Raw genomic sequence first — 21,257 nt, 5'->3', positions numbered from 1 at the left:
GCTCTTCTAAATTGATTATTTCAACTGTCTGCGAGCATGTTTTAAAGCAGTGCGAAGACCTTCTTCAAGGGTAGGGTGATAGAAAGGCTTCTCTAGAATGTCATTTAAAGCCAATTCTTCGCCTATTATCCAGCTTAATAAATGAGCCATATGCTCTGTTGCTTCTGTAAATAGCTCGGCACCCAGAAGCTTTTGACTTTCTTTCTCTATATAAACCTCAATAGCACCTCTATTTTTCCCAAGAACGATAGCTCTTCCTTGCCGTTCATAAGAGGCTTCACCTGTAATAAAGTCTATACCGTTATCTTTTAGTTGTTTATAACTTTGCCCGACGATTGCCATTTCAGGATGACTGAATACAATTCCTAATGGAGTAAGTGTCTTAACTGAATTAACCTGTGGGTAATTCAAACAGTTATACACAACTTTCTTGCCTTCATGTGCAGCTTCATGTTGTAGTGGTGTCGAGGTATAAGCATCACCAACAACAAAAATTGGATATTGTTCTAACTGCTTAGTTTTTGCATTTATAGGTAACAACTTAATATCTTTAAAAGAATTATCAATATTTTCTAGTTTTAAAGTATCAATTAAACTTGTACGGCCTGTTGCTGCTAAAACATACTCAACTTTGAGAGTTTTCTCTGTTTCATTAAGTTGGTAAGTTAATAAAGCGTTTTCTTCACTGCATTTAACTTCACTTGGTAGTGTTTCGAATAGAATTTTTAACTCTTTCCCTAGCTCGTTTTGTGCAAGTTGTTGAAGCCTAGAACTAGTAAGTACTCCAATCCGTTTACTGCGAGCAAAGATTGTAGTTTCTACCCCTAAACGATGCATTGCTTGAGCAATCTCAAGGGCAATTACACCACTACCAATGACAGCAATAGATTTAGGTAGTGTTTTTAACTCGAATATTTGATCTGTTGTTATAAGCCGATTACCAAGTTCTTTCTTCCAGGTTTGTTCATAATTAGGAGTTGAACCGACAGCTAGAATAAAACTTTTTGATTGGTACCGTTGCCCATTAACTTCTACAGTTTGTGGATCAATGAAATGTGCTTTACCAGAAATTTTATGTTCTGCAGGCCATTGTTCTACATCTTTTAATGTTGCTTGCGTAAAACGATCACGTAAAGTTTTTACGTGCTGCATCACTTGATCTGTATTAATTTTTGCAGATACATCTAAAGCAACCTCTTGAGCATTTTGAATGTCAAACATACGATTTGCTGTAGAGATGAGGACTTTACTTGGCATGCAACCTACACGAGCACAAGTGGTATCCCATGGTCCATCATTTATAATTAAAATATTATGGGTATGTTTAACGGCTTCTTTATATGCGCTAATACCAGCAGTACCTGCGCCAATGATAATTATATCGAACATTATTATTAAGCTAGTTTAATAGATATTTAGAATATATAGAAAAACCCTCTTGAACAGAGGGTTTGGTTCTAATTATTTAGCTTTAAAATGTAAATTTTTGCATAAAAGGTGTTTTTAAAGTGGTTGAAACAGTCCCATTTTGATTAATAGACTGACCTTCGATGCTTATGCCATTAATGACATGCTTGAAGTTTAATGTAGTTCCATTCAAGCTTTGTTTAAAAGTAAAAATATTTTGTCCTTCTAAATAAATACTGCCATTAAATTTTTGTGCGTTCGTTGTTGAAGGCTCATTCTCAACGCGACTTCCTTCAAGGCTAGTAATACTTGGTAGGCTTAATATTTGCTGATTACCCGATTTTACTTTGTATGTTGCATTGTTCGTATTGCCTGGGGTTGAGTTCACAACAAATGAAATTGGCTCTGCAAAAGGAACATTAGGGTTATCATTAATAAGTACGTTGAAGCCAGAACCACCTTGAACTACGTAGAGATCACCATCAATTGATGTATTATCTTTATATACACTCATTGCACCGGTAGTAACTTCTTTTTCAGTCGGTTGACCTGTCTCTGGGTCTTGAACAACAGTAGTTGTAGTGATTTTATAGTCACTTGTTGTTGAATTAATTAATACGAATCTTTTTTGCTTGGTTTGTTCAAGTCCCCATGATTGTTGGAATGGATACGCAAAGGCTCCAGTAATTGTCACATCTTGGAAGTTTTTATCATTATTTTCATTTTGAAAAATATAAATTCTGGTATTTGATTGATAATCCTCTAAATTCGGAGATATGTTATCACTTGCTAGTTTAATATTTTTTAAATCATCTGCCGTAATATCAAAGTCCCAATCACTATAACCAGTGAGTAAAGTTTTAATTTCTTCACCTTTAAATACATAGCAGGCGCGGTAGTCTGTAGTACTCTTAATAAAGCATTTCTCACGATAGTGGTCTGAGTACTTAGCAAGATCTACTTTTCGAATATCTAAGGTTAACTTGAGTGGACCTTGAGCGAAGGTGTCTAGTGCGTGATCAATATAACCTTTTGACAGCTTTTCATTATTAATATCATAGGCGCCAAACAAATATTTCCCTTCTTGTTTTACACTATTTAAAACAGAAGTAGCTAACTCTTGATCTGTTGAAGGTGTAGTTGGTGTTGTTGTAGAGCCAGAATCTGAATTTTGGTTATAGTAGCCATCACTGCCACCTCCACCACAAGCTGTTAAAAAAGCAGCCAAAGTAATTCCACATACCCCATGAGTAAGTTTCATCATTATCCCCAATTAAAATGATAAGTTATTTAAAATAATTTTTTAGATTTATAAAATAACATATATTTCATGAGGTTGCTCATCATATTTATGGGTAGCTAGCTAATTAAATTCTTGTACCCATAGTTACTCCAACCGTAGGTTTTACTTGCATTGAGGAGCATGCTGTAAGAATTAAACAGCTTAGAAGAGCGAATATAAATTTATTCATAAAAATTAATAAATGATTCAAAAAAGATTTAAATACTTTAGATCAATATTATTTTTAGTTCTGTTGAATTCGTGCAGAGATATGCAAAATAAGTTATCAAAAAACCCTATTTAAAAGAAGAAATAGGGTTTTATAGAATATTAATTTCTTAAAATTAGTCGTCTAATAAATCCATTTGTTTTGCTAATTGATATAGATTATTTGAACGGTTTCCTGTGCGGCAAAACATAAGGATAGGTTTTGGCAACTCGTTGTAATGATTTGCAAAAGTACGTACATCGAGTTCCGTAATTTGTCCAGCTACAACAGGTTGATAAACATAGTCTAGATCTGCTTGGCGTGCTGCTTCTTCAATTTGAGCACTTGTAGGCTGTTCTGGGCCGCCTTCCATATCTGGTCGATTATTAATAATCGATTTAAATCCTTTTTCTACAACTTGGCCAACATGCTCTGGACCAATTTGACCTGCGAAACCAACATTATCTGACATTTCGTCACTCCAAAATTTAACAAAACCTCTTATGCTGTATCATAGCATTAAGCTTAACCTGAGATACAAGACACTCGTGTGTTGTTCTGACTGAGAAAGTTATGTCTTATAGCTAAGTTATAAATTTTAAAAATGATCATTACGCTATTTTAAAATTGGTTATTCATATTCTATTTCAACGGAGCACATATGCACGCTTATACGGTTGAGCCTTTATATGTTCCATGTGGTCAGGAAACGATCGCAGCTGATTTTTATATTCCTAAAACAAATAAGAAATCTGCCGTAATTATTATGGCCCATGGTTTTGCTGCGTTGCGTCAATTTAAACTAATCCAATATGCTCAGCGTTTCGCTCAAGCAGGTTATGCTGTTATTTTGTTTGATTATCGATATTGGGGTGGGAGCACTGGCAAGCCTAGAGAAATGGTCTCTATCAATTCGCAATTAGAAGATTGGAAGACCGTTATTCAATATGCTTCGACCTGTAAGCTTGTAGATAACCGAAGGATTGTGCTGTGGGGAACTTCTTTAAGTGGTGGATATGCGCTAAGCCTAGCTTCTGAATTAAAAAATATTCAGGCAATTTTAGTACAAATTCCTTATGTAGATGGTGCTGAAACAGCCAAGCTCTATCCTTTGCAACGTTATCCTCAAGCATTGAAGTTATCGAGTCAGGATTATATGGGATCAAAAATGGGACTTAATCCCAAGAGATTACCTGTTGTCGATCAACAAAATTTATGCTTTATGCCTACAGCAGATAGTTATTATGGTTATCTATCAATTGTAAATCCTGACTATTATTGGAGTGGGGAAGTCCCAGCTCGTGTCTTTTTTAATTTGATGCGATACCGTCCAATTCAGGTTGTACGCCAGATTAATATTCCAGTTTTATTTATTGCGGCCCAAAAAGATTCACTTATTCCTATTGAGTCCAGTCGCGAAGCTGCGACAAATATTGCACCTTTTGTGAGTTATCATGAGTGGGATATGAAACATTTTGATATCTATCACGGTTCATGGTTTGAAAAAGCAGTGATAACCCAATTAGAATTTTTACATCAGCATATAGGAGTGATGTAAATGATTATTGTATGTGCATCGTGCGGTGCAAAAAATCGAGTTCCGGAAGAAAAACTTCCTGAGCAACCAAGCTGTGGGCAATGTCATCAGCCATTACTATCGCTTGCACCTATTGAACTAAATGAGCAAAATTTTAGTAACTACATCACGAATAGTGATTTACCTATTCTCATAGACTTATGGGCAGAATGGTGCGGACCCTGTAAAATGATGGCTCCACATTTTGCGCAGGTCGCAAAACAGAATCCAGGCGTTATCTTTGCCAAGATTGATACCGAAGAATCTCCTCGCTTGAGCCAAGCTTTTCATGTGAGAAGTATTCCGACACTTGTCTTAATGAATAAAACGACAGAGGTCGCGCGTATTAGCGGTGCATTACGTGCGCCTGAATTGCAGCAGTGGCTCGATCAACAACTTCAAACGAATTTCGGGAGCTAAGGTGTCAGAAGCTTATACCAAACCAGAAGGAATTTTATCCTTACAAACGATTGCCATGCCAGCAGATACAAACTGGAGTGGTGATGTGTTTGGTGGATGGATTGTGTCACAAATGGACTTGGCTGGAGCAATTCACGCAGAACGTTTCAGTCGTGGCCGCTGTGCTACGATTTCCATTAATCAAATGACCTTTTTGGTTCCGGTAAAGGTTGGCTTTGTCATTAGCTGCTATACAAAAATCTTAAAAGTTGGAAATACTTCTATTCAGATGCAAATTGAGGTTTGGGATAGTCATGATGACTCTCGTGAGCCAATACGTATTACTGAAGGAGTCTTTACCTTTGTAGCGGTGGATGTAAAGGGTAATAAGCGTCAAATACCCGAAGAAGCAAGACAAAAGTTTTTAGATACTCAATAAAACGTATAAAGCCTGAATAACAGTATTCAGGCTTTAATTTTTAATTTAGATAAAGAACTCATTTTTAGAATTAAAACATCGTATTGGTATTTTTGCTTTGCTCAGGAATATTTTGTATTACATCCCAATGCTCTACGATTTTTCCATTTTCGACACGAAATATATCAATAATCGCTCTTCCTCTATCTTTTTCATTTTCAGTTGAATGAACATGTAAAACGACAAGATTACCTTCTGCAATCGCACGTTTAATCTCATTTTTAGCTTGAGGATTCTTTTGGAATTTTTCAGTGAAGAAATTAACGAAAGGTGCTTTCCCATCTGGCACATTAGGATTGTGCTGAATGTATTGTTGACCAATATAACGGTCTGCATATTCTTTGACTTTATGTTTTAAAAAGATGCCTTCATAAAAGTCGATGACTATTCTTTTGTTTTGAGCGCTTACTTTATCTATCGCTTCAGATTTAGTCGAAGTTAATTTACTGGTTTTAAGATTAGGTTCATTCGCATGAGTCGTTATTGTTGTAAATATTAAACTGGTAAATAAAGAGGAAAGAATCAGTATTTTTTTCATTTTTAACCTCAAGATACAAAAAATAATTTTTATATCTTGAGGCAAATAAAAATCTAAAAGTACTTTAGATTAGTTATTATTTCTTACGTTTAGGTAACCATGCCCACAGCATTTGGCAGTGGATTGGTTCATTGCCTGCATCATCAATGACTGTAACCGGAATCACAAGTTCACCTTTCTCATTATCTGCAATAAACTTTTGCTGTTCAGCAGATAACGTTGCTGTAGCAGTCAAACCGCCTTCAACCACTTTTAAATAATCTACATGTAATGATTTGATTAATAAAATGCGGTTATCAGGAATGTGTAAACCCGTTAGAAAACCTGTTGCAGTTTCTGCTAAAAGAGCCATTGCCGCAGCATGTACTCCTTTAATATGATTCTGCATATTTTTCTGGTTTTCTAAACGAACAGTAACGTGGTTTGAGTCTACTTCCTGATAGCGGATATTTGCTGTACCCACCATTGGCACGATACGACCAAACGCCTTGCTCCAAAGCGTACTCCGAATACCTTTAGGGAATTTTGAAGTCGCTTTTACCAGTTTTGATAGACGATTGGATTGAGACATGGATTTACCTTAGCTTTGAATGTCACGACAAGAGATTAGTCTTTAAAGTTATTAAACTGTAATGGCACACCAAATTGTTGTTCACGTAAAAAATTCATGACTTGTTGTAAAGTGTCACGCTTTTTATCCGTTACACGAATTTTGTCGCCTTGGATAGAAGATTGCACTTTAACGCCACTTTCTTTAATGGCTTTATTAATTTTTTTTGCAGTATCCGAGTCAAGACCGTCTTTAAGTTTAATCACTTGTACAAAATTTTTGCCTGAAGCAGCAGCTTTTTGTGGGTCAAGTGCTTGTACATCAATTTTACGTTTATAAAAATGATTTTCTAACATGTTGTAAACCTGTTCACACTGGAAATCACTTTCGGTACTGATTTTAATTTCTTTATTTTTTTCGTTTATTTCGACTGAAACATCATGACCACGAAAGTCAAAACGTGTTGCAATCTCTTTTTGTGTGTTCTGTACAGCGTGATTAACTTCAAAAATCTCTAATTCAGAGACAATATCGAAAGAAGGCATAGTTTAGACCTTTACAAAGGGAAAGAATATTTGAGATGCTAAGAGGGTTTTCTTCATTTGCCAAGTGTTGTTTACATCAAAGGAGTGCACAATGATCCGTAAACAAGAAATTACAACATTTGAATTCCCAGAAAATGCTGTTATCTGGGATGTCCGTGATACAAATGCTTATGCAGAAGGGCATGTTAAAGGTGCGGTAAATCGCCCGATTAATGATTTGAATGCTGATATTTTGAACCAGGTCTCTGCGGGTCAGCCGATTTATATTTTATGTGGTGGTGGTAGCAAAGCTCCTCGTGCAGCTGAGACACTAGAAGGATTGGATGCCTCGCGTGAATATGTCGTGCTGATGGGGGGGACTCGTGCAGCTCGTGATGCCGGCTTGCCTCTAGAGCAGGGCGCATAAAAAAAAGCACCTTAGGGTGCTTTTTTATTGAAGAGAACTACTGTGGTTTGAAATATGGCTTTTTAGGTTTTACTTTTTTTTGGAATCTTTGAGGATTCAATTTCTGTAATAGGCGGTCCGGTACAGGGCAAGCTTCTCCTAATATCTGCGCAACTAAGATTTCGCTGCATAGCGGAGCAAATAGAAAGCCCTTAGAACCCAGACCAGCAAAACTAGCAATTCGGCTATTCTCCTGCATTTTTCCTAACAGCGGGAAATAATCTAAGCTTTGTGCGCGGATAGATGCACGGCCTTGCCATGTCGAAGTTGATGGTAACTTTTCTGCATATGTAGGGAATACGCTGTGGATTAATTCAAAGTTATGCACATGGTCGTCGGCAAGTACATCTTGATCTTCACGATTTGGATGGAAAGATGCACCTAGAATCATCTGTGAGGCATCAAGTTGCATGCAATAGCCGCCATAGCTATAAGCTTCCTGTAAAGGCAGGGGAGAAAAAGTATTATCAACCCAGCTTACTTGTCCGCGTATTGGTTTTAACTGAGGATAGCTTTCAAAAAAAGTCGCGCTTTGACGCGCACAGCACACAACAACATGGTCTGCTTCTGCAATAACGTCATTACCAGTCTGCAATTGAACTTTATTTTCAAAAGGAACCAATGCTGTGACATTGGCAATCTTTAGATCAATTAAGGGATGTTGCAAAATTTCATCACGTAGTTGATGTGGTGAAACAGAACCTGCTTCGGTCAGTGAAACACTTGAGTATGTAGTTTCAAGTGAGTTCGTTGAATGGGTAACAACCTGAGCTGGATATTGATTTACAAGATCGAGAAGTTCATCTGCATTTTTCAATGCGATTTGTTGTATTTGAAGTGGGCGGAATGCTTGAAAATTTTTATAAAAATTTAAGGCATGTTGCCAACTTAAAGTCATGAGATGTTCATGGCTTTGTTCAATTGGGCATAGTTTAGGATTAAGCAATGCCAAAGGGTTTCCAGAAGCGCCAGATAATGCTTCTGTTTGCTCGTATAGAGTTATTTGGTGCCCGCGTGCTGCAAATGCCCACGCCGTAGTTAAACCTGCTACACCAGCTCCTATAATCGCAATATGCTGTTGTTTGTTACCCAATGAGTGAACTTGGTCTAGTTCTAAGGACTCATCATCAGATTGAGGTGGGTTCCAGATTGCTTTGAGCATTTCCCGTTTATGTCGAAAACCACGTGGACGGGAAATACTAATACCATGCTCTTTTAGCCCACGTTTTAAAACACCCGCGACACTAAAAGATGAAAATGTACTGCCATAGTCAGAAAGACGTACGATATGGCTTAAAACGTTTTGTTCCCACAGGTCTGGATTGCAAGAGGGTGCAAAGCCATCTAAAAACCAAGCATTTACTGCTTTCGTTTTAGCCATGCTTGGGAAAATATCTTGTGCATCTCCTATCCATAGGTCGATGCTAAAACGCTCGTTAGGAAAAGTTAATCGATGACACCCTGCAATAGGGAGCGGATATTGTTCAATTAACTGCTCTGCAAGGGGTTTAAGCTCATCCCAGACATTTAAAGCACGAATCAAATCAGCTTTACTTAATGGAAATTTTTCAACACTTATTGCATGTAAATGACTTTGATTGTCTGGGCGAACTTGTTGCCAAAGTTGCCAGAGTGCAAGAATGTTTAAACCAGTACCAAAACCAGTTTCCCCTACACTGAAATATTCAAAATTTTTTAGATTGGCTAAGCGTTCTGATAAGTCATTACCATTTAGAAAAACATGCCGTGTTTCAAGTAAGCCATTATCTTTAGAGAAATAGACATCACCAAATTGTTTGGAAACGGGAACCTCGATACCATCGATGAGTTCCCAGTCCAGTTCTGCTGTTTGAATACGGTTTGATACGTTCATTTGGTTTAATAAGTTGCTTGGATTTACCACTGGCGTCGACGTTTTGTATGAATATAACTAGCGATAAAGAATCCTAGCAATACGCCACCAGCTAAGGTAACAGCGCCATATAAAAACATTTGCGCACTACGTTCGCTTTGTAAGACTTGAACCTGAACAGAGAGGCTATCATTTTTTAACTGTAACTCTTGGTTCTGGGCAAGTGCTTCAAGATTGGCGTGTTCTAACTGTTTTAAACGAGATGCCTGATCTTGAACCAAAGCTTTGATTTTCGCATCTTGCTGTTGTTTATTCTTTACGAGTTGTTCAGCTGTAAGTGGTTGAGCTGTAGTCGCTGTTTTTACACCTGTTGGTGCTGTAGGAGCGGGTTTAGCTGCCTGAGTTGAAGGCACGCTTGGAGGAGGTGTTGCTGGTGTTGCAGCAGGTTCAACTGCTCCAGCAGTTGAACATATCAAACACAAGCCAAGAAAGCTTTTGATTGCAGGCTGCATGCGATTACCCTTTTGGAAATGCTTTATTAAACGGTTTTACATCAATGTGGGTATAGATGCCTTCTTTGAGAAATGGTTCTTCTTTTAACCATTCATCTAATGCTTCGCGACTGTCGAATTCAACAATCATGGTGCTGCCATAGAAACCTGCCTGAGGATCATTGGGGTCTTTTGGCATAGCTCCGGCTGTAACAAGGCGGCCTTCATCATCAAGTTTTTGCAAACGTTCAATATGCTGAGGGCGTACTGCTAAGCGCTTCTCTAGAGTTCCTTCGTTATCGGTACAGCTTAGAACAAAAAAAGGCATGTAATCGTATCTCTATAATCAATCAGGAACCACTTTAAGCATCTGGTGACTTAAAATGCTTACGTAAAATAATGAACTGAATAATGATAAATGAAAACATCACAATCATGTCACCAAATGCAGTAAATTCGCCCCAATATTTTCCGCCGTGAAATAAAAATGCAAAGAACACGTGCAAACAAGACATCACTACAAACATGACTGCCCAAGCGAAATTTAGATTTTTCCAACTTTTTTCACTTAACTCTAAAATAGGATCAAATAAACGTCGTATAAGTGGTTTACGATCTTTACCAAACCAAGGTGAAACCAAGAATGCGCCTGCAAAAACCAAATTCAAAATTGCAGCTTTCAGGCGAATATAGAAATCATCACTTAACATGAGGGTGATGCCACCAAAAATTACAGTCATAAACAATACGAACCACTGTTGTTTATCTAGACGGAATTTTTGGAAAACAAATAGGGCACCATATACCACAAGCATTGAAATAATTAATCCAGTAGTTGCTACAAGAATATTATTATTATCTGCACCGCCAGCAGACCCGATCAGTTTAAGTAAAGGATGCTGTGCGTTAGCTGGATCAACTGTTTTATATAAATAGAAGAAAATAATTAATGGAACAAAGTCCAGAAGTGCTTTCATGTTAGAGTATCTGATCAGGTTTGGTGAATGGCATAGTATAAAAGATGCAAGGCATAGATTTACATACACATAGCAATATTTCTGATGGAACTTTGTCTCCGGAATTACTGGTGCAAGCTGCTATTGATGTGAATTTGCATACTTTGGCTTTAACTGATCACGATACAATGGATGGGTTGCAGCGAGCTAGAATTGCTGCACAAGGCCATGATTTAAAAATCATTTCTGGTACTGAGATTTCGAGTCAGTGGTCACGCCCAACAACTAAAAAGAGTTATGGCGTACATATTGTTGCTTTAAACATGCAAGATGAAGCACCAATTTTAGAAGCATTAGAACAACAAAAAAGAGTACGAGCGCAAAGAGCTAAAGTAATTTGCGATTTATTAGAAAAATGTATTGGTTTTCAAATTTATGAGGATGTACTGGCCAAAGTGGAAAATCAGGCAGATCGAGTGACAAGAACTCACATTGCTAAAACACTGGTCGAAAAGAAAGTTGTAACCCGTCCTCAACAAGCATTTGATCGTTTCTTAAAAGAGGGAAGACGTGCTTTTGTAAAATTTGAAGGTTTAGGGTTAAAAGAAACAATTGACATGATTCATGAAAGTAAAGGGCTGGCAGTTTTAGCACATCCAACCCGTTATGATCTATCTGCAACCAACATTCGATATTTAATTGAATTGTTCGCGACCTCAGGTGGAGATGCAATTGAGCTACCTCCACCCATGGAAACATTATCTACTCGTCATATGGTTGATCGGATGATTGAGCAGTATCAATTAGCTATATCGATTGGCAGTGATTTTCATGGTGAAAATATGCCATGGATTAAATTGGGAAATACTCCTAAACCAACGGCTAATCAGCAAGGTGTTTGGGAGCGTTTTCTCTAAGAATTTACAGTAAGTTGTTATCTTGAGCTTGAATTGGAGGAGGTGTAGGTTTACCTAGTGTTCCTAAAAGTTCAATTTCGATACTACGCACCATGGCATCTAAAGGTAAATCATTACTTTGAGTACCAAAAGGCTCTTCAATTTCCGAACTTAGTGCATCAAGTCCTAAGAATGTATATGCCAAAATTCCAACCAGTAAAGGTGTTGCTAAACCAAGCAATGAACCAAGACTAAACGGCAACATAAAACAGAAAAAATAGACAGTACGGTTGAGCAAAACTGAATAGGCAAATGGAATTGGTGTATTGGCGATTCGATCACAGCCAGTTTGCACAACACTTAAATCTGAAACATTTTTATTCATTTGTGCATAGATGATGTCCGAGATTTCACCTTCTTTCAGCGCTTGTAATAATTCCCAGTGAATAAGGCTCAACGTGTACTGAGGGGCATTATTTTGCTGATAGAGTTGGGTGAGTGCTTGCTGGCTCATACCACTGGTTTGTATTAGCTCAGTTGGGTTCGCAGTCTGACGACGTAAACGATCACGTAACACATTAGCAAAAACAATCACATGTTGAATGACACGTTCACGGCGGGCCTGAGTCAAAATCCGGCAGTCACGATCAAAATGGCGTGAAGTTGCAATTAAAACGCCCCATAATTTTCGGGCTTCCCACCAACGGTCATAACACGCAGTATTTTTAAATCCTAAGAAAATAGAAAGAACGACACCAATCAGAGTAAAACCAACCAAAGGAATTTCTGGAAAGCGATAAAGGTTGATGTATTCTACGCCACCAATGATTGCTGAGATCAACATCACAAACCCTAGAGAGGGGAGAATTTTGGGTAAAATTGTCCCTCGCCAAGAGAATAAAACTTTGAAAATACTAGGTTGATCACGAACAATCATTTTATTTTAAGCATCACTATTTTTGTTTCGATATTCTAGGCTTAGTTAAGCTTTGTCAATATTATTGAACTGATCTTGTGGCGGGGTTGAGCAGTTGTTGTTCAGCAAATGAAAAGCTTCCTTCTGGGGAAATAATAAAATGATCCAACAGGTGTATTTCGACAAGTTGACATGCATGTTCTAGTTGTTGAGTTAAGGCAATATCTTCAGCAGAAGGCTGTGCTGAACCAAATGGATGATTGTGTGCAATCACGAGCTGACAAGCATGTTGTTGTAAGGCGTAGCGTAAGGTTTGATTGACCGAGACTGCACAATGCTGCACTGAACCAAAAAATAGCTTTTTAAAATGGAGCTTTCTTAATTCTGGGTCTAGACACAGTACCGCAAAGACTTCTTGCTTTTCACCTTTTAATTCATAGCGTAAATAATCCAAAACTAAATCAGAAGAGTGAAGGCTGAGATTATTTTTCTGAAAGTGATGGTCGAGATAACGCCGTCCGAGTTCTTTGACTGCCAGTAATTGAGAATATTTCGTTGCTCCAATTCCGTTAAATTGAGTTAGGTCACTTAACGATGAATCAAATACTGCATTTAGACTACCAAAATGTTGAATGAGTAACCGTGACAATTCGACTGCTGAATGTTGCCTTGACCCTGAGCGAAGAAAAATCGCCAATAGCTCTGCATCAGAGAGACTTTGAGGGCCTTGTTGTAATAACCGTTCTCTTGGCCGCTCTTGTTCGGGCCAATTTTTAATAGAAGTATTCATATTCCCCAGCATAATTCGCTTAAAATTTTATTTTGTTTGCCCAATCAATCTTGGGTCTGCGCGTATTTAATGCTATTGTGAGCGCCACTGCAACAGTAAGGTATCCTGTTCGTGAGCTTTGATCTAAGTGTTATTCCTCATAAAAACATCGTTTTAGCTGTTACTGGCGGAATTGCTGCCTATAAAAGTGCCATCTTAGTCCGTCGCCTCAAAGATTATGGCTTTGATGTGCGTGTGGTCATGACACATGGTGCTCAGGCATTTATTACCCCACTAACTTTTCAGGCTCTTTCTGGGAATCCTGTCCATACTGAACTTTTAGACCCTGCGGCTGAAGCTGGAATGGGACATATTGAATTAGCACGTTGGGCTGATTTATTACTGGTTGCGCCTGCAAGTTGCGATACTTTGGCAAAATTTGCGCATGGTTTAGCAGATGACTTGCTCAGTACAGTATTTTTGGCAACAAAATCTCCTGTTTGGGTTGCACCTGCTATGAACCAGCAAATGTGGGCGGCCAAAGCTACACAACGAAATTTACAAACATTGGTCGAAGATGGCGTGCATGTGATCATGCCAGATGCAGGTGAGCAGGCGTGTGGTGATGTTGGTTTGGGTCGTATGCCTGAGCCAGAAGAAATTGCAAGACAAGTAGCTGGTTATTTCCATCAGGCTCAACGTGCCATCGCTGAAAAATTTGGGTTGTTGGCAGGTAAGCGAGTTGTTATTACTGCTGGACCAACGCGTGAAGCGATTGACCCTGTTCGTTATATCTCGAACCACAGTACCGGTAAAATGGGCTTTGCTTTAGCTGCTGCTTGTTACGCTGCTGGTGCACAAGTGACTCTGATTGCTGGACCTGTAAGTTTAGATACGCCGAATGGTGTAAAAAGAGTAAATGTTGCCTCTGCAAGACAGATGTTAGATATCAGTATGGACTCATTAGAGACAGGCTGTGATATCTTCATTGCAACTGCCGCAGTCGCAGACTATCGCGTAGCAGAAGTTGCCGAGCATAAAATTAAGAAGGCAGGGGATGAGTTGAATGTTTCCCTTGTAAAAAATCCAGATATTGTGGCAACCATTGCGGGTCAGGAAAAACGTCCATTTATGGTGGGCTTTGCAGCTGAAACACAAAATGTTGAAGAATATGCGGCAGGAAAACTGGTTGCTAAAAAACTAGATATGATTGCATGTAACGATGTGTCTCGTGCAGATATTGGTTTTGCTTCTGATGAAAATGCGATGACGGTTTTCTTTGCTGAAAATTATCACATGAAAAAGCGTGAGTTAGAGAAAGCATCTAAACAAGAAATTTCTCAACAGTTGGTTGAAGCAATTTCGGATGCATTGCGCCGTAAATAATAAGTTTTAAATAAAAAAAACCGCGAATTAATCGCGGTTTTTTTATATGTATTACTTCATCCAACTTAAGGAATGTCATCTTCAAATTCAGGTTTAACTTGAACGATGAAGTCCTGACGGTTAAGACCACGCCATAAGGCAAAAGCTGTACCGATATAAATTGAAGAGTAAGTACCTACAAAGATACCGACAAACATTGCAACAGAGAACCAGTGTAAGCCATCACCACCTAAGAACATCATTGCTAGAACGACTAGCATTAAGGTCATGGATGTATGAATGGTACGACGTAAAGTTTCAGTTAAAGCAATATCGACGATTTCACGAGGAGTCGCTCCACGAATTTTACGGAAATTTTCACGGATACGGTCTGACACAACAATGTTATCGTTAAGCGAGAAGCCAATAACAGCAAGTACCGCCGCTAAAACCGTAAGGTCAAACGGCCACTGGAATAATGCAAAAGCACCAATAATAATGATGATGTCATGGAATAAAGACATCACGGCACCCATCGCGAGTTTAAACTCGAAACGGATAGTCACGTAGATCAACATTAAAATAAGTGCAAGGGCAACTGCACCAGCAGAACGAACATACAGCTCGTTACCTACTTGACCACCAACAGAGTCCACTTTATGAACTACTGCGGCATTGTTTGGTAATTGCACAGCCTTATTGATGGCATTACTAAGGTCTTCGACCTTAATATCTTGTACAGGCATGCGCACGATTAAGTCTTTATTACTACCCAGTGTTTGTACTACAGCATCTTTAAAACCAGCTTTACCGAGTGCCTGAACAACTTCAGACTGATTTGCTGGTTGAGCGTAGTTCAACTCGACAGAAACACCACCTGTAAAATCCAAACCGAGGTTAAGGCCTTTAGTCGCAATAAAGAAAATACTCGCCAACGTAATCAGGATCGAGAAGATTGCCGCAGGTTTGGCAATCTTCATGAACGGGATGATTTTTGCATCATCCGGACGAGTATATTGTTTTGAATCTTGTTGAGTCATTTTAGTCATCATCGATCTCCTTAAATGCTCAACTTTTTCAAGTTACGGCGTTTACCATAAATGATTTGTACAATTGCGCGAGTCACTGTAATTGAAGTAAACATCGAACACACAATACCAATCATTAATGTTACTGCGAAACCTTTAATTGTGCCTGAACCAATTGCAAACAAAATGAAAGCAACGAGGAACGTCGTTAAGTTCGAGTCAAAAATGGTGTTATAGGCTCGATCATAACCGGCCACAATGGCCTGCTTGGGCGAGGCTCCCCAGAGCATTTCTTCTCGGATACGTTCACAGATCAATACGTTAGAATCGACTGCCATACCAATGGTAATAACGATACCGGCAATACCCGGTAAGGTGAGGGAAGCCCCAATCCATGACATGACTGTTAAAATCATTGCTAAGTTAACAACAAGTGCAAAGTTAGCGATTAAACCGAATAGACGGAAGAAAACCACCATCCAGATTGCAACAAGCAAGAAGCCGATTTGAGTTGATAATACGCCTTTATCAATGTTTTCTTGACCAAGACTTGGACCAACTACACGTTCTTCAACAAAATACATTGGCGCAGCTAAAGCACCTGCACGTAGCATTAATGCAAGTTCTGATGCTTCTTGAGGAGAACTTAAACCGGTAATACGGAAAGTTGAACCTAAAACGGCTTGAACAGTTGCAGCATTAATGACTACAGATTCAGTGTATGGAGTACGAACTTCTGTTTGTGCACCAGTTTTAGGATCTGTGACATAAGTAATTTTTTGCTTATTTTCGATGAACAATACCGCCATGCGTTTACCAACAGCATTACGAGTTGCATCGGACATAAGCTTACCGCCAGCACTGTCGAGGGTAATATTTACCTCGGCACCACCAGAGTCTTGGCTAAAGCCAGAACTTGCATTTTGAACACGCTCACCAGTTAAGATACGGTTACGTTGCAACAAAAGTTGACGACCGCTATCTAAAGACTCATAAGCAAAAACTTCTGTGCCCGGAGGTAAAGGTTGACCATTATATTTACCTGTATATGGGTCAATATATTGATCATTTGAGTCAGAAACTAAACGGAATTCGAGATTTGCAGTACGGCCTAAAACACGTTTAGCTTCAGCTGTATCTTGCACACCCGGTAATTCAACAACAATACGGTTGCTACCCTGACTTTGTACCAATGCTTCTGCAACACCAAGTTCGTTAATACGATTACGTAATGTTGTTAAGTTTTGATTCACCGCATATGACTGGATTTCTTGACGACGTACATCAGTATAAGAAAGCTTTAAAGTAGAACCTGTAGAGCTTGCTAATGCCTGTTGGGTATATTCATTACCATTACGACGTAAAAAATCCATTGCTGCATCACGGTCAGCATTGTCAGCAAATTGAACAGTGATTACATTGTTTGTTAATGCAAGACTATTAAATTTGATCTTGTTTTCACGGAACTGACGACGCAAATCGGTGGCAGAGGTTTCCATACGTTGGGCAACGGCTTTGTCCATATCTACTTCAAGCAAGAAGTGGACACCACCACGTAAGTCCAAACCAAGTTTCATTGGTTTTGCGCCAATCTTTTGCAGCCATTCCGGTGTGGTTGGTGCAAGGTTTAGGGCGACAACATATTGATCACCTAAGTCACGGCGTAATACTTCTTTTGCTTTCAACTGCGCTTCAGAAGAGCTGACACGCAAGAGGGCAGCATTATTTGTAAAAGTATTATCGTGACTTGCAATATTTGCTGTTTTTAAAATTTGCTCTGCTTTTTGCACCACACTTTGATCAATTTGGGTACCAGCTTTGGCACCGGAAATTTGAACGGCGGGCTCATCCGGATATAGACTAGGCAGTGCGTATAATGTACTGACTACCAGAACAACCAGAATCAGTAAATATTTCCATGCAGGGTAACGCATTCGCTTTCTTCTTAAATGAAAAAGCCGTGCTAAAGCACGACTGTTTTATGATTAAAGGTTATTTAGAGTGCCTTCAGGTAATACTGAAATTACGCTGGCACGCTGAATTTTTACTTCTACACCACGGCTAAGTTCAACAACTGCATAGTCACCTTCAATTTTGGTCACTTTGCCCATTAAACCACCAGCGAACACAACTTCACTACCTACACCTAAGCTTTCGATTAAAGAACGGTGCTCTTTGGCACGCTTTGCTTGAGGACGCCAAATTAAGAAATAAAAGATTGCAACGAATACAACAATCATCAAGATGTTTGGCAAAATACCTGTAGTTGGGCCAGCTGCCGGTGCTGCATGTGCAGCAGAAATTAAAAAGCTCATTTTGATTTCCTAAAGTTAAAAATATGAGTCAGATACCTGACATAATCCTAATTCGTTTTGCAATTTACCTTGTCTTGAGGTTGAGCGCAAATCGGGCTTATTCATCAACCGGACATGGTGGAACTTCTAAACCACGGCGGGCATAAAAGTCCTGAACAAATTCATCAAATGTGCCATTCTCTAATGCATCACGCATACCTTCAGTTAAACGTTGGTAATAACGTAAGTTATGAATGGTACCGAGCATAGACGCTAACATCTCTCCACATTTTTCAAGATGGAATAGATAAGCACGGGTAAAGTTTTTACACGTGTAGCAATCGCAATGTGGATCGAGCGGGCTCTGGTCATGGCGATATTTACTATTACGAATACGTACCAGACCATCAGTGACAAAATAATGACCGTTTCGCGCATTACGGGTTGGCATTACACAGTCAAACATATCGACACCACGGCGCACCGCTTCAACGATATCTTCCGGTTTACCAACGCCCATCAAGTAACGCGGTTTGTCTTGTGGCATTTTGCTTGGTAGATAATCTAAAACTTTGATCATCTCATCTTTAGGTTCACCTACAGATAAGCCGCCAATCGCATAACCATCAAAGCCAATTTCAAGAAGGCCATTTAAAGACTCATCACGTAAGTCTTCATACATACCGCCTTGAATGATGCCAAATAACGCATTCTTATTTTTAAGCTCATCATGATGATGGGTTTTACAACGTTTTGCCCAGCGTAAAGAAAGCTGCAATGATTTTTGTGCTTCTTCATGCGTTGCAGGATATGGTGTACATTCATCAAAAATCATGACGATGTCAGAGTTCAATACCTGCTGAATTTCCATAGAAATTTCAGGCGACAAAAACACTTTTGAACCATCAATCGGCGAGCGGAAAGTAACGCCTTCCTCTTTGATTTTGCGCATTGCGCCAAGACTAAAAACCTGGAAACCGCCAGAGTCAGTCAAAATTGGCTTATCCCATTTAATAAAGTTATGCAAACCGCCGTGTTCTTTAATCACTTCAAGACCCGGACGCAAATATAAATGGAAGGTATTTCCTAAAATAATTTGTGCCTGAATGTCTTCGATATCACGCGGTAGCATACCTTTGACTGTGCCGTAAGTCCCCACTGGCATAAAAACAGGTGTTTCAACAACACCATGCTCTAAAGTTAAACGACCACGACGGGCGCGCCCCGACTGACCTAATTTTTCAAACTTCATCTAAAAATCCTGAACACGAGCAGAGGCGAAGAAACAGTTCGCTGCTAAAAAGAGAGCTATTTTCCTTGATTCTGCGATGTAGTTCTACTACTAAATGTAGCTGGCTATAAAATAGATAAAATTTCCGACAGGTTAGGGGCTGTTTTTTTCCTATTAAAAATTAGGTTTATAGTCAAAATTTTCATTAACCAGATTATCCTTAAATGGGCGAATCGCTTTCTTGGATAAAGTTAATGTATTGATGAGATTGTTAGGGAATACTTCAATCTGGTTATTGAACAGCTCGACATTACGGTTAAAAATAGTAATCGCAGCACCCACATTTTCGTTTTGTTCCTGAATGTCATCCATCATTTTGCTATAGAGTGAATCGGCTTTAAGTTCAGGATAGTTTTCAACAACAACATTTAAGCTACGAATCAGTTCTTTGCTCATTTTTTCGATTTGTTGGAGCTGAGAAATATCAGTGTTATTCACATTTAAATTAAGAATTTGCTGACGTAATTCAGTGACTTTTTCTAATGTCGATTTTTCAAAATGAGTATATTGATTCAGTGTCGTCTCAAGCGCCTCTAAAGTCTTTACCTTTTGACGCTCGAAATTGGCAACCTCAGACCAAGCGCGTTTGGTCGCATTGAAATAACGTACGATGGTATTACGGATATGAACGCCCCAGACGATCAGTACAACAAAAATCCCCAGAAAAATAAATAAACCAGTCATGGTCAGTTCCTTATTGTTATTCCCTCAGTACACTTTTGGATGTCTCATTTTTTAATGAGTCACCAGTTAAGTAATACGAGAGATTTATTTAATTAAGTTCAACATTACTTGCTGAAATTTTTCATATTGCGGCATGGTCATGGTACGTAAGTGCCCACGCAATGCTGAAACATCATGAATTTCACTTTGCTTACTGGTGGTCTGAAAAAGATTTTGCTCACCCAGATAACACAAAATTTGTTCTTCGTGATGATAAATTAAATCACCTGTAAAGTGCTGAAAAAAGTCATGTAATTTTAAAGTTAGACTTGGGCTGACTTCTTTGGCTAACTGATGTTGATTAACCCCAAAAATATTAAGTTCTTGGTTAATCAAAATATCACTACTTTGCCATTTACTGCTGTAGGGAGTAAAAAACCGAGAACGCTGATTGCTGACAGCAATACCTAGGGCAGGCATTTCAAATATAAAAGCGCCCCATAAATCTTTATGAATTTCTTTTATAATTTTTTTATCGCTACTTTGATCTTGAATAATCGGTATTTCATTAACGTAATGATATTGAAACAGCAAGACTTGATGATCGGTTACGCCATCGTTCCATGTGACCGAAGCATATTGGGTAATTTCGTTAGATTCAGTCCCTCGGTTAAACAGTGGGAAATACTGTTTTAATTTGCCCAGAACTAAAACTGGCTGCGCATGAATGGGAAGATAGGCTGGCAACTGCTGAAATTGTAAACCATAACGCAATATCACCATACGCTGTTCTAGATAACGAACGACTTGCGTTAAAGGTTCTTGAGATTGATAGAGTAAATACGCCAGAAACCCTGTTAAAAATGCACCTAAAAAGCTCCAAATATATTGAATATGTGGATGAAGAAAATAACCAAAGGCCAATATGGTGATGCTGCAAATGGCGAGTAAATAGGGGAACACATTAAAAAAGCGAAGGTTGTGATCTTCACGCCATGGATGTAAAGCATCTAAAAGATCTTGGGCTGAATGAGATTTTTGACCAGCATCCCAAAGTCGAGCGATATTGCGAAAAACCTGTGTATTTTTTTTACGCCTTATATGAAGAGCTTCTTGTACAGTATCGATTGGCATGGAAGTAATGTGTTCATTATCATAAAGAGCTATTTCGAGATTATCTTTTAAATTGAAAGAGATAAATACCAAATTTTTCTAAATTGGGAATTTTTATTTAAAAGTTCATACCTGCGTTTTATCGATAAGTTTCTGCAACTCAAAGAGCTAAATTCATTATTTTTTATTGTAAAT

General features: G+C 38.7%; 25 protein-coding genes. 6 read left to right on the top strand and 19 right to left on the bottom strand.

Annotated features, from left to right (window positions below; genetic code table 11):
- Positions 1 to 15: 15 nt before the first annotated feature.
- The 4 genes from F935_RS01270 to F935_RS01260 form a co-directional block, all read right to left on the bottom strand.
- The gene (locus tag F935_RS01270) at positions 16 to 1,389 is read right to left on the bottom strand and encodes a dihydrolipoyl dehydrogenase (RefSeq protein ID WP_016137247.1); all 1,374 of its coding nucleotides are present in this window, start codon (positions 1,387 to 1,389) and stop codon (positions 16 to 18) included.
- Positions 1,390 to 1,471: 82 nt separating this feature from the next.
- Positions 1,472 to 2,668: a hypothetical protein gene (locus F935_RS01265; RefSeq protein WP_016137246.1), complete on the bottom strand. Its 1,197-nt coding sequence runs from the start codon at positions 2,666 to 2,668 to the stop codon at positions 1,472 to 1,474.
- Positions 2,669 to 2,774: 106 nt separating this feature from the next.
- Positions 2,775 to 2,879: a lipoprotein gene (locus F935_RS19175; RefSeq protein ID WP_371864353.1), complete on the bottom strand. Its 105-nt coding sequence runs from the start codon at positions 2,877 to 2,879 to the stop codon at positions 2,775 to 2,777.
- Positions 2,880 to 3,033: 154 nt separating this feature from the next.
- Entirely contained in the window at positions 3,034 to 3,369 is a 336-nt protein-coding gene (locus F935_RS01260) for a protein tyrosine phosphatase family protein (protein ID WP_016137245.1), read from the bottom strand.
- 189 nt (positions 3,370 to 3,558) lie between these two features.
- On the opposite strand from F935_RS01260, the gene F935_RS01255 reads away from it, so the two are divergent.
- From F935_RS01255 to F935_RS01245, 3 genes are read left to right on the top strand one after another with little or no spacing between them, the layout of a single operon-like run.
- Positions 3,559 to 4,455, top strand: coding sequence for an alpha/beta hydrolase (locus F935_RS01255; RefSeq protein WP_016137244.1), 897 nt, complete (start codon positions 3,559 to 3,561; stop codon positions 4,453 to 4,455).
- Entirely contained in the window at positions 4,456 to 4,893 is a 438-nt protein-coding gene (gene trxC / locus F935_RS01250; protein ID WP_016137243.1) for a thioredoxin TrxC, read from the top strand.
- Between the two features lies 1 nt (position 4,894).
- On the top strand, positions 4,895 to 5,311 hold the full coding sequence (locus tag F935_RS01245) for an acyl-CoA thioesterase (RefSeq protein ID WP_004789061.1): 417 nt from the start codon (positions 4,895 to 4,897) through the stop codon (positions 5,309 to 5,311).
- Between the two features lie 70 nt (positions 5,312 to 5,381).
- On the opposite strand, the gene F935_RS01240 is transcribed toward F935_RS01245, so the two are convergent.
- From F935_RS01240 to F935_RS01230, 3 genes are all read right to left on the bottom strand, one after another.
- The gene (locus F935_RS01240; protein ID WP_016137242.1) at positions 5,382 to 5,888 is read right to left on the bottom strand and encodes an ester cyclase; all 507 of its coding nucleotides are present in this window, start codon (positions 5,886 to 5,888) and stop codon (positions 5,382 to 5,384) included.
- Between the two features lie 76 nt (positions 5,889 to 5,964).
- Positions 5,965 to 6,459: a DUF4442 domain-containing protein gene (locus F935_RS01235; protein ID WP_016137241.1), complete on the bottom strand. Its 495-nt coding sequence runs from the start codon at positions 6,457 to 6,459 to the stop codon at positions 5,965 to 5,967.
- 35 nt (positions 6,460 to 6,494) lie between these two features.
- Entirely contained in the window at positions 6,495 to 6,983 is a 489-nt protein-coding gene (locus tag F935_RS01230; protein WP_004638746.1) for a YajQ family cyclic di-GMP-binding protein, read from the bottom strand.
- A 91-nt stretch (positions 6,984 to 7,074) separates the two neighbouring features.
- Here F935_RS01230 and F935_RS01225 point away from each other — a divergent pair, with 91 nt between their 5' ends.
- A complete protein-coding gene (locus F935_RS01225; RefSeq protein WP_016137240.1) occupies positions 7,075 to 7,389 on the top strand; it encodes a rhodanese-like domain-containing protein in 315 nt (104 codons plus the stop codon).
- Positions 7,390 to 7,426: 37 nt separating this feature from the next.
- On the opposite strand, the gene mnmC is transcribed toward F935_RS01225, so the two are convergent.
- Genes mnmC through F935_RS01205 form a run of 4 tightly spaced genes read right to left on the bottom strand, consistent with a single transcriptional unit; the run spans position 7,427 to position 10,748 of the window.
- On the bottom strand, positions 7,427 to 9,301 hold the full coding sequence (gene mnmC / locus F935_RS01220) for a bifunctional tRNA (5-methylaminomethyl-2-thiouridine)(34)-methyltransferase MnmC2/FAD-dependent 5-carboxymethylaminomethyl-2-thiouridine(34) oxidoreductase MnmC1 (protein WP_016137239.1): 1,875 nt from the start codon (positions 9,299 to 9,301) through the stop codon (positions 7,427 to 7,429).
- Between the two features lie 23 nt (positions 9,302 to 9,324).
- On the bottom strand, positions 9,325 to 9,792 hold the full coding sequence (locus tag F935_RS01215) for an SH3 domain-containing protein (protein ID WP_016137238.1): 468 nt from the start codon (positions 9,790 to 9,792) through the stop codon (positions 9,325 to 9,327).
- 4 nt (positions 9,793 to 9,796) lie between these two features.
- The gene (locus F935_RS01210) at positions 9,797 to 10,099 is read right to left on the bottom strand and encodes a YciI family protein (RefSeq protein WP_016137237.1); all 303 of its coding nucleotides are present in this window, start codon (positions 10,097 to 10,099) and stop codon (positions 9,797 to 9,799) included.
- A 34-nt stretch (positions 10,100 to 10,133) separates the two neighbouring features.
- Entirely contained in the window at positions 10,134 to 10,748 is a 615-nt protein-coding gene (locus tag F935_RS01205; protein WP_016137236.1) for a septation protein IspZ, read from the bottom strand.
- A gap of 44 nt (positions 10,749 to 10,792) precedes the next feature.
- On the opposite strand from F935_RS01205, the gene F935_RS01200 reads away from it, so the two are divergent.
- Positions 10,793 to 11,644, top strand: coding sequence for a PHP domain-containing protein (locus F935_RS01200; RefSeq protein WP_016137235.1), 852 nt, complete (start codon positions 10,793 to 10,795; stop codon positions 11,642 to 11,644).
- A 4-nt stretch (positions 11,645 to 11,648) separates the two neighbouring features.
- On the opposite strand, the gene F935_RS01195 is transcribed toward F935_RS01200, so the two are convergent.
- Both F935_RS01195 and radC read right to left on the bottom strand, forming a co-directional pair.
- Positions 11,649 to 12,560 (bottom strand): bestrophin family protein, encoded by a 912-nt coding sequence (locus F935_RS01195; RefSeq protein ID WP_005309531.1) that lies wholly within the window; start codon positions 12,558 to 12,560, stop codon positions 11,649 to 11,651.
- A 61-nt stretch (positions 12,561 to 12,621) separates the two neighbouring features.
- Positions 12,622 to 13,341, bottom strand: coding sequence for a RadC family protein (radC, locus tag F935_RS01190; RefSeq protein WP_080645490.1), 720 nt, complete (start codon positions 13,339 to 13,341; stop codon positions 12,622 to 12,624).
- 99 nt (positions 13,342 to 13,440) lie between these two features.
- Here radC and coaBC point away from each other — a divergent pair, with 99 nt between their 5' ends.
- The gene (gene coaBC, locus F935_RS01185; protein ID WP_005050195.1) at positions 13,441 to 14,694 is read left to right on the top strand and encodes a bifunctional phosphopantothenoylcysteine decarboxylase/phosphopantothenate--cysteine ligase CoaBC; all 1,254 of its coding nucleotides are present in this window, start codon (positions 13,441 to 13,443) and stop codon (positions 14,692 to 14,694) included.
- A gap of 65 nt (positions 14,695 to 14,759) precedes the next feature.
- On the opposite strand, the gene secF is transcribed toward coaBC, so the two are convergent.
- The 6 genes from secF to F935_RS01155 form a co-directional block, all read right to left on the bottom strand.
- Complete coding sequence (gene secF / locus F935_RS01180) at positions 14,760 to 15,725, bottom strand: protein translocase subunit SecF (RefSeq protein WP_080645489.1); 966 nt, start codon at positions 15,723 to 15,725, stop codon at positions 14,760 to 14,762.
- 8 nt (positions 15,726 to 15,733) lie between these two features.
- Entirely contained in the window at positions 15,734 to 17,635 is a 1,902-nt protein-coding gene (secD, locus tag F935_RS01175) for a protein translocase subunit SecD (protein ID WP_016137232.1), read from the bottom strand.
- Positions 17,636 to 17,686: 51 nt separating this feature from the next.
- The gene (yajC, locus tag F935_RS01170) at positions 17,687 to 18,016 is read right to left on the bottom strand and encodes a preprotein translocase subunit YajC (protein WP_003655131.1); all 330 of its coding nucleotides are present in this window, start codon (positions 18,014 to 18,016) and stop codon (positions 17,687 to 17,689) included.
- Positions 18,017 to 18,113: 97 nt separating this feature from the next.
- A complete protein-coding gene (gene tgt / locus F935_RS01165) occupies positions 18,114 to 19,247 on the bottom strand; it encodes a tRNA guanosine(34) transglycosylase Tgt (RefSeq protein ID WP_004638765.1) in 1,134 nt (377 codons plus the stop codon).
- Between the two features lie 153 nt (positions 19,248 to 19,400).
- Complete coding sequence (locus F935_RS01160; RefSeq protein ID WP_016137231.1) at positions 19,401 to 19,970, bottom strand: LemA family protein; 570 nt, start codon at positions 19,968 to 19,970, stop codon at positions 19,401 to 19,403.
- Between the two features lie 84 nt (positions 19,971 to 20,054).
- Positions 20,055 to 21,083 carry a hypothetical protein gene (locus F935_RS01155; RefSeq protein WP_016137230.1) on the bottom strand — a complete coding sequence of 343 codons (1,029 nt, stop codon included), beginning with the start codon at positions 21,081 to 21,083 and terminating at the stop codon, positions 20,055 to 20,057.
- Between the last annotated feature and the right edge of the window lie 174 nt (positions 21,084 to 21,257).

Origin of the sequence: Acinetobacter calcoaceticus ANC 3811, from assembly GCF_000399665.1 — a bacterium.
GTDB classification, from domain to species: domain Bacteria; phylum Pseudomonadota; class Gammaproteobacteria; order Pseudomonadales; family Moraxellaceae; genus Acinetobacter; species Acinetobacter calcoaceticus_B.
This window is presented reverse-complemented; position numbering and strand designations above follow the sequence as displayed.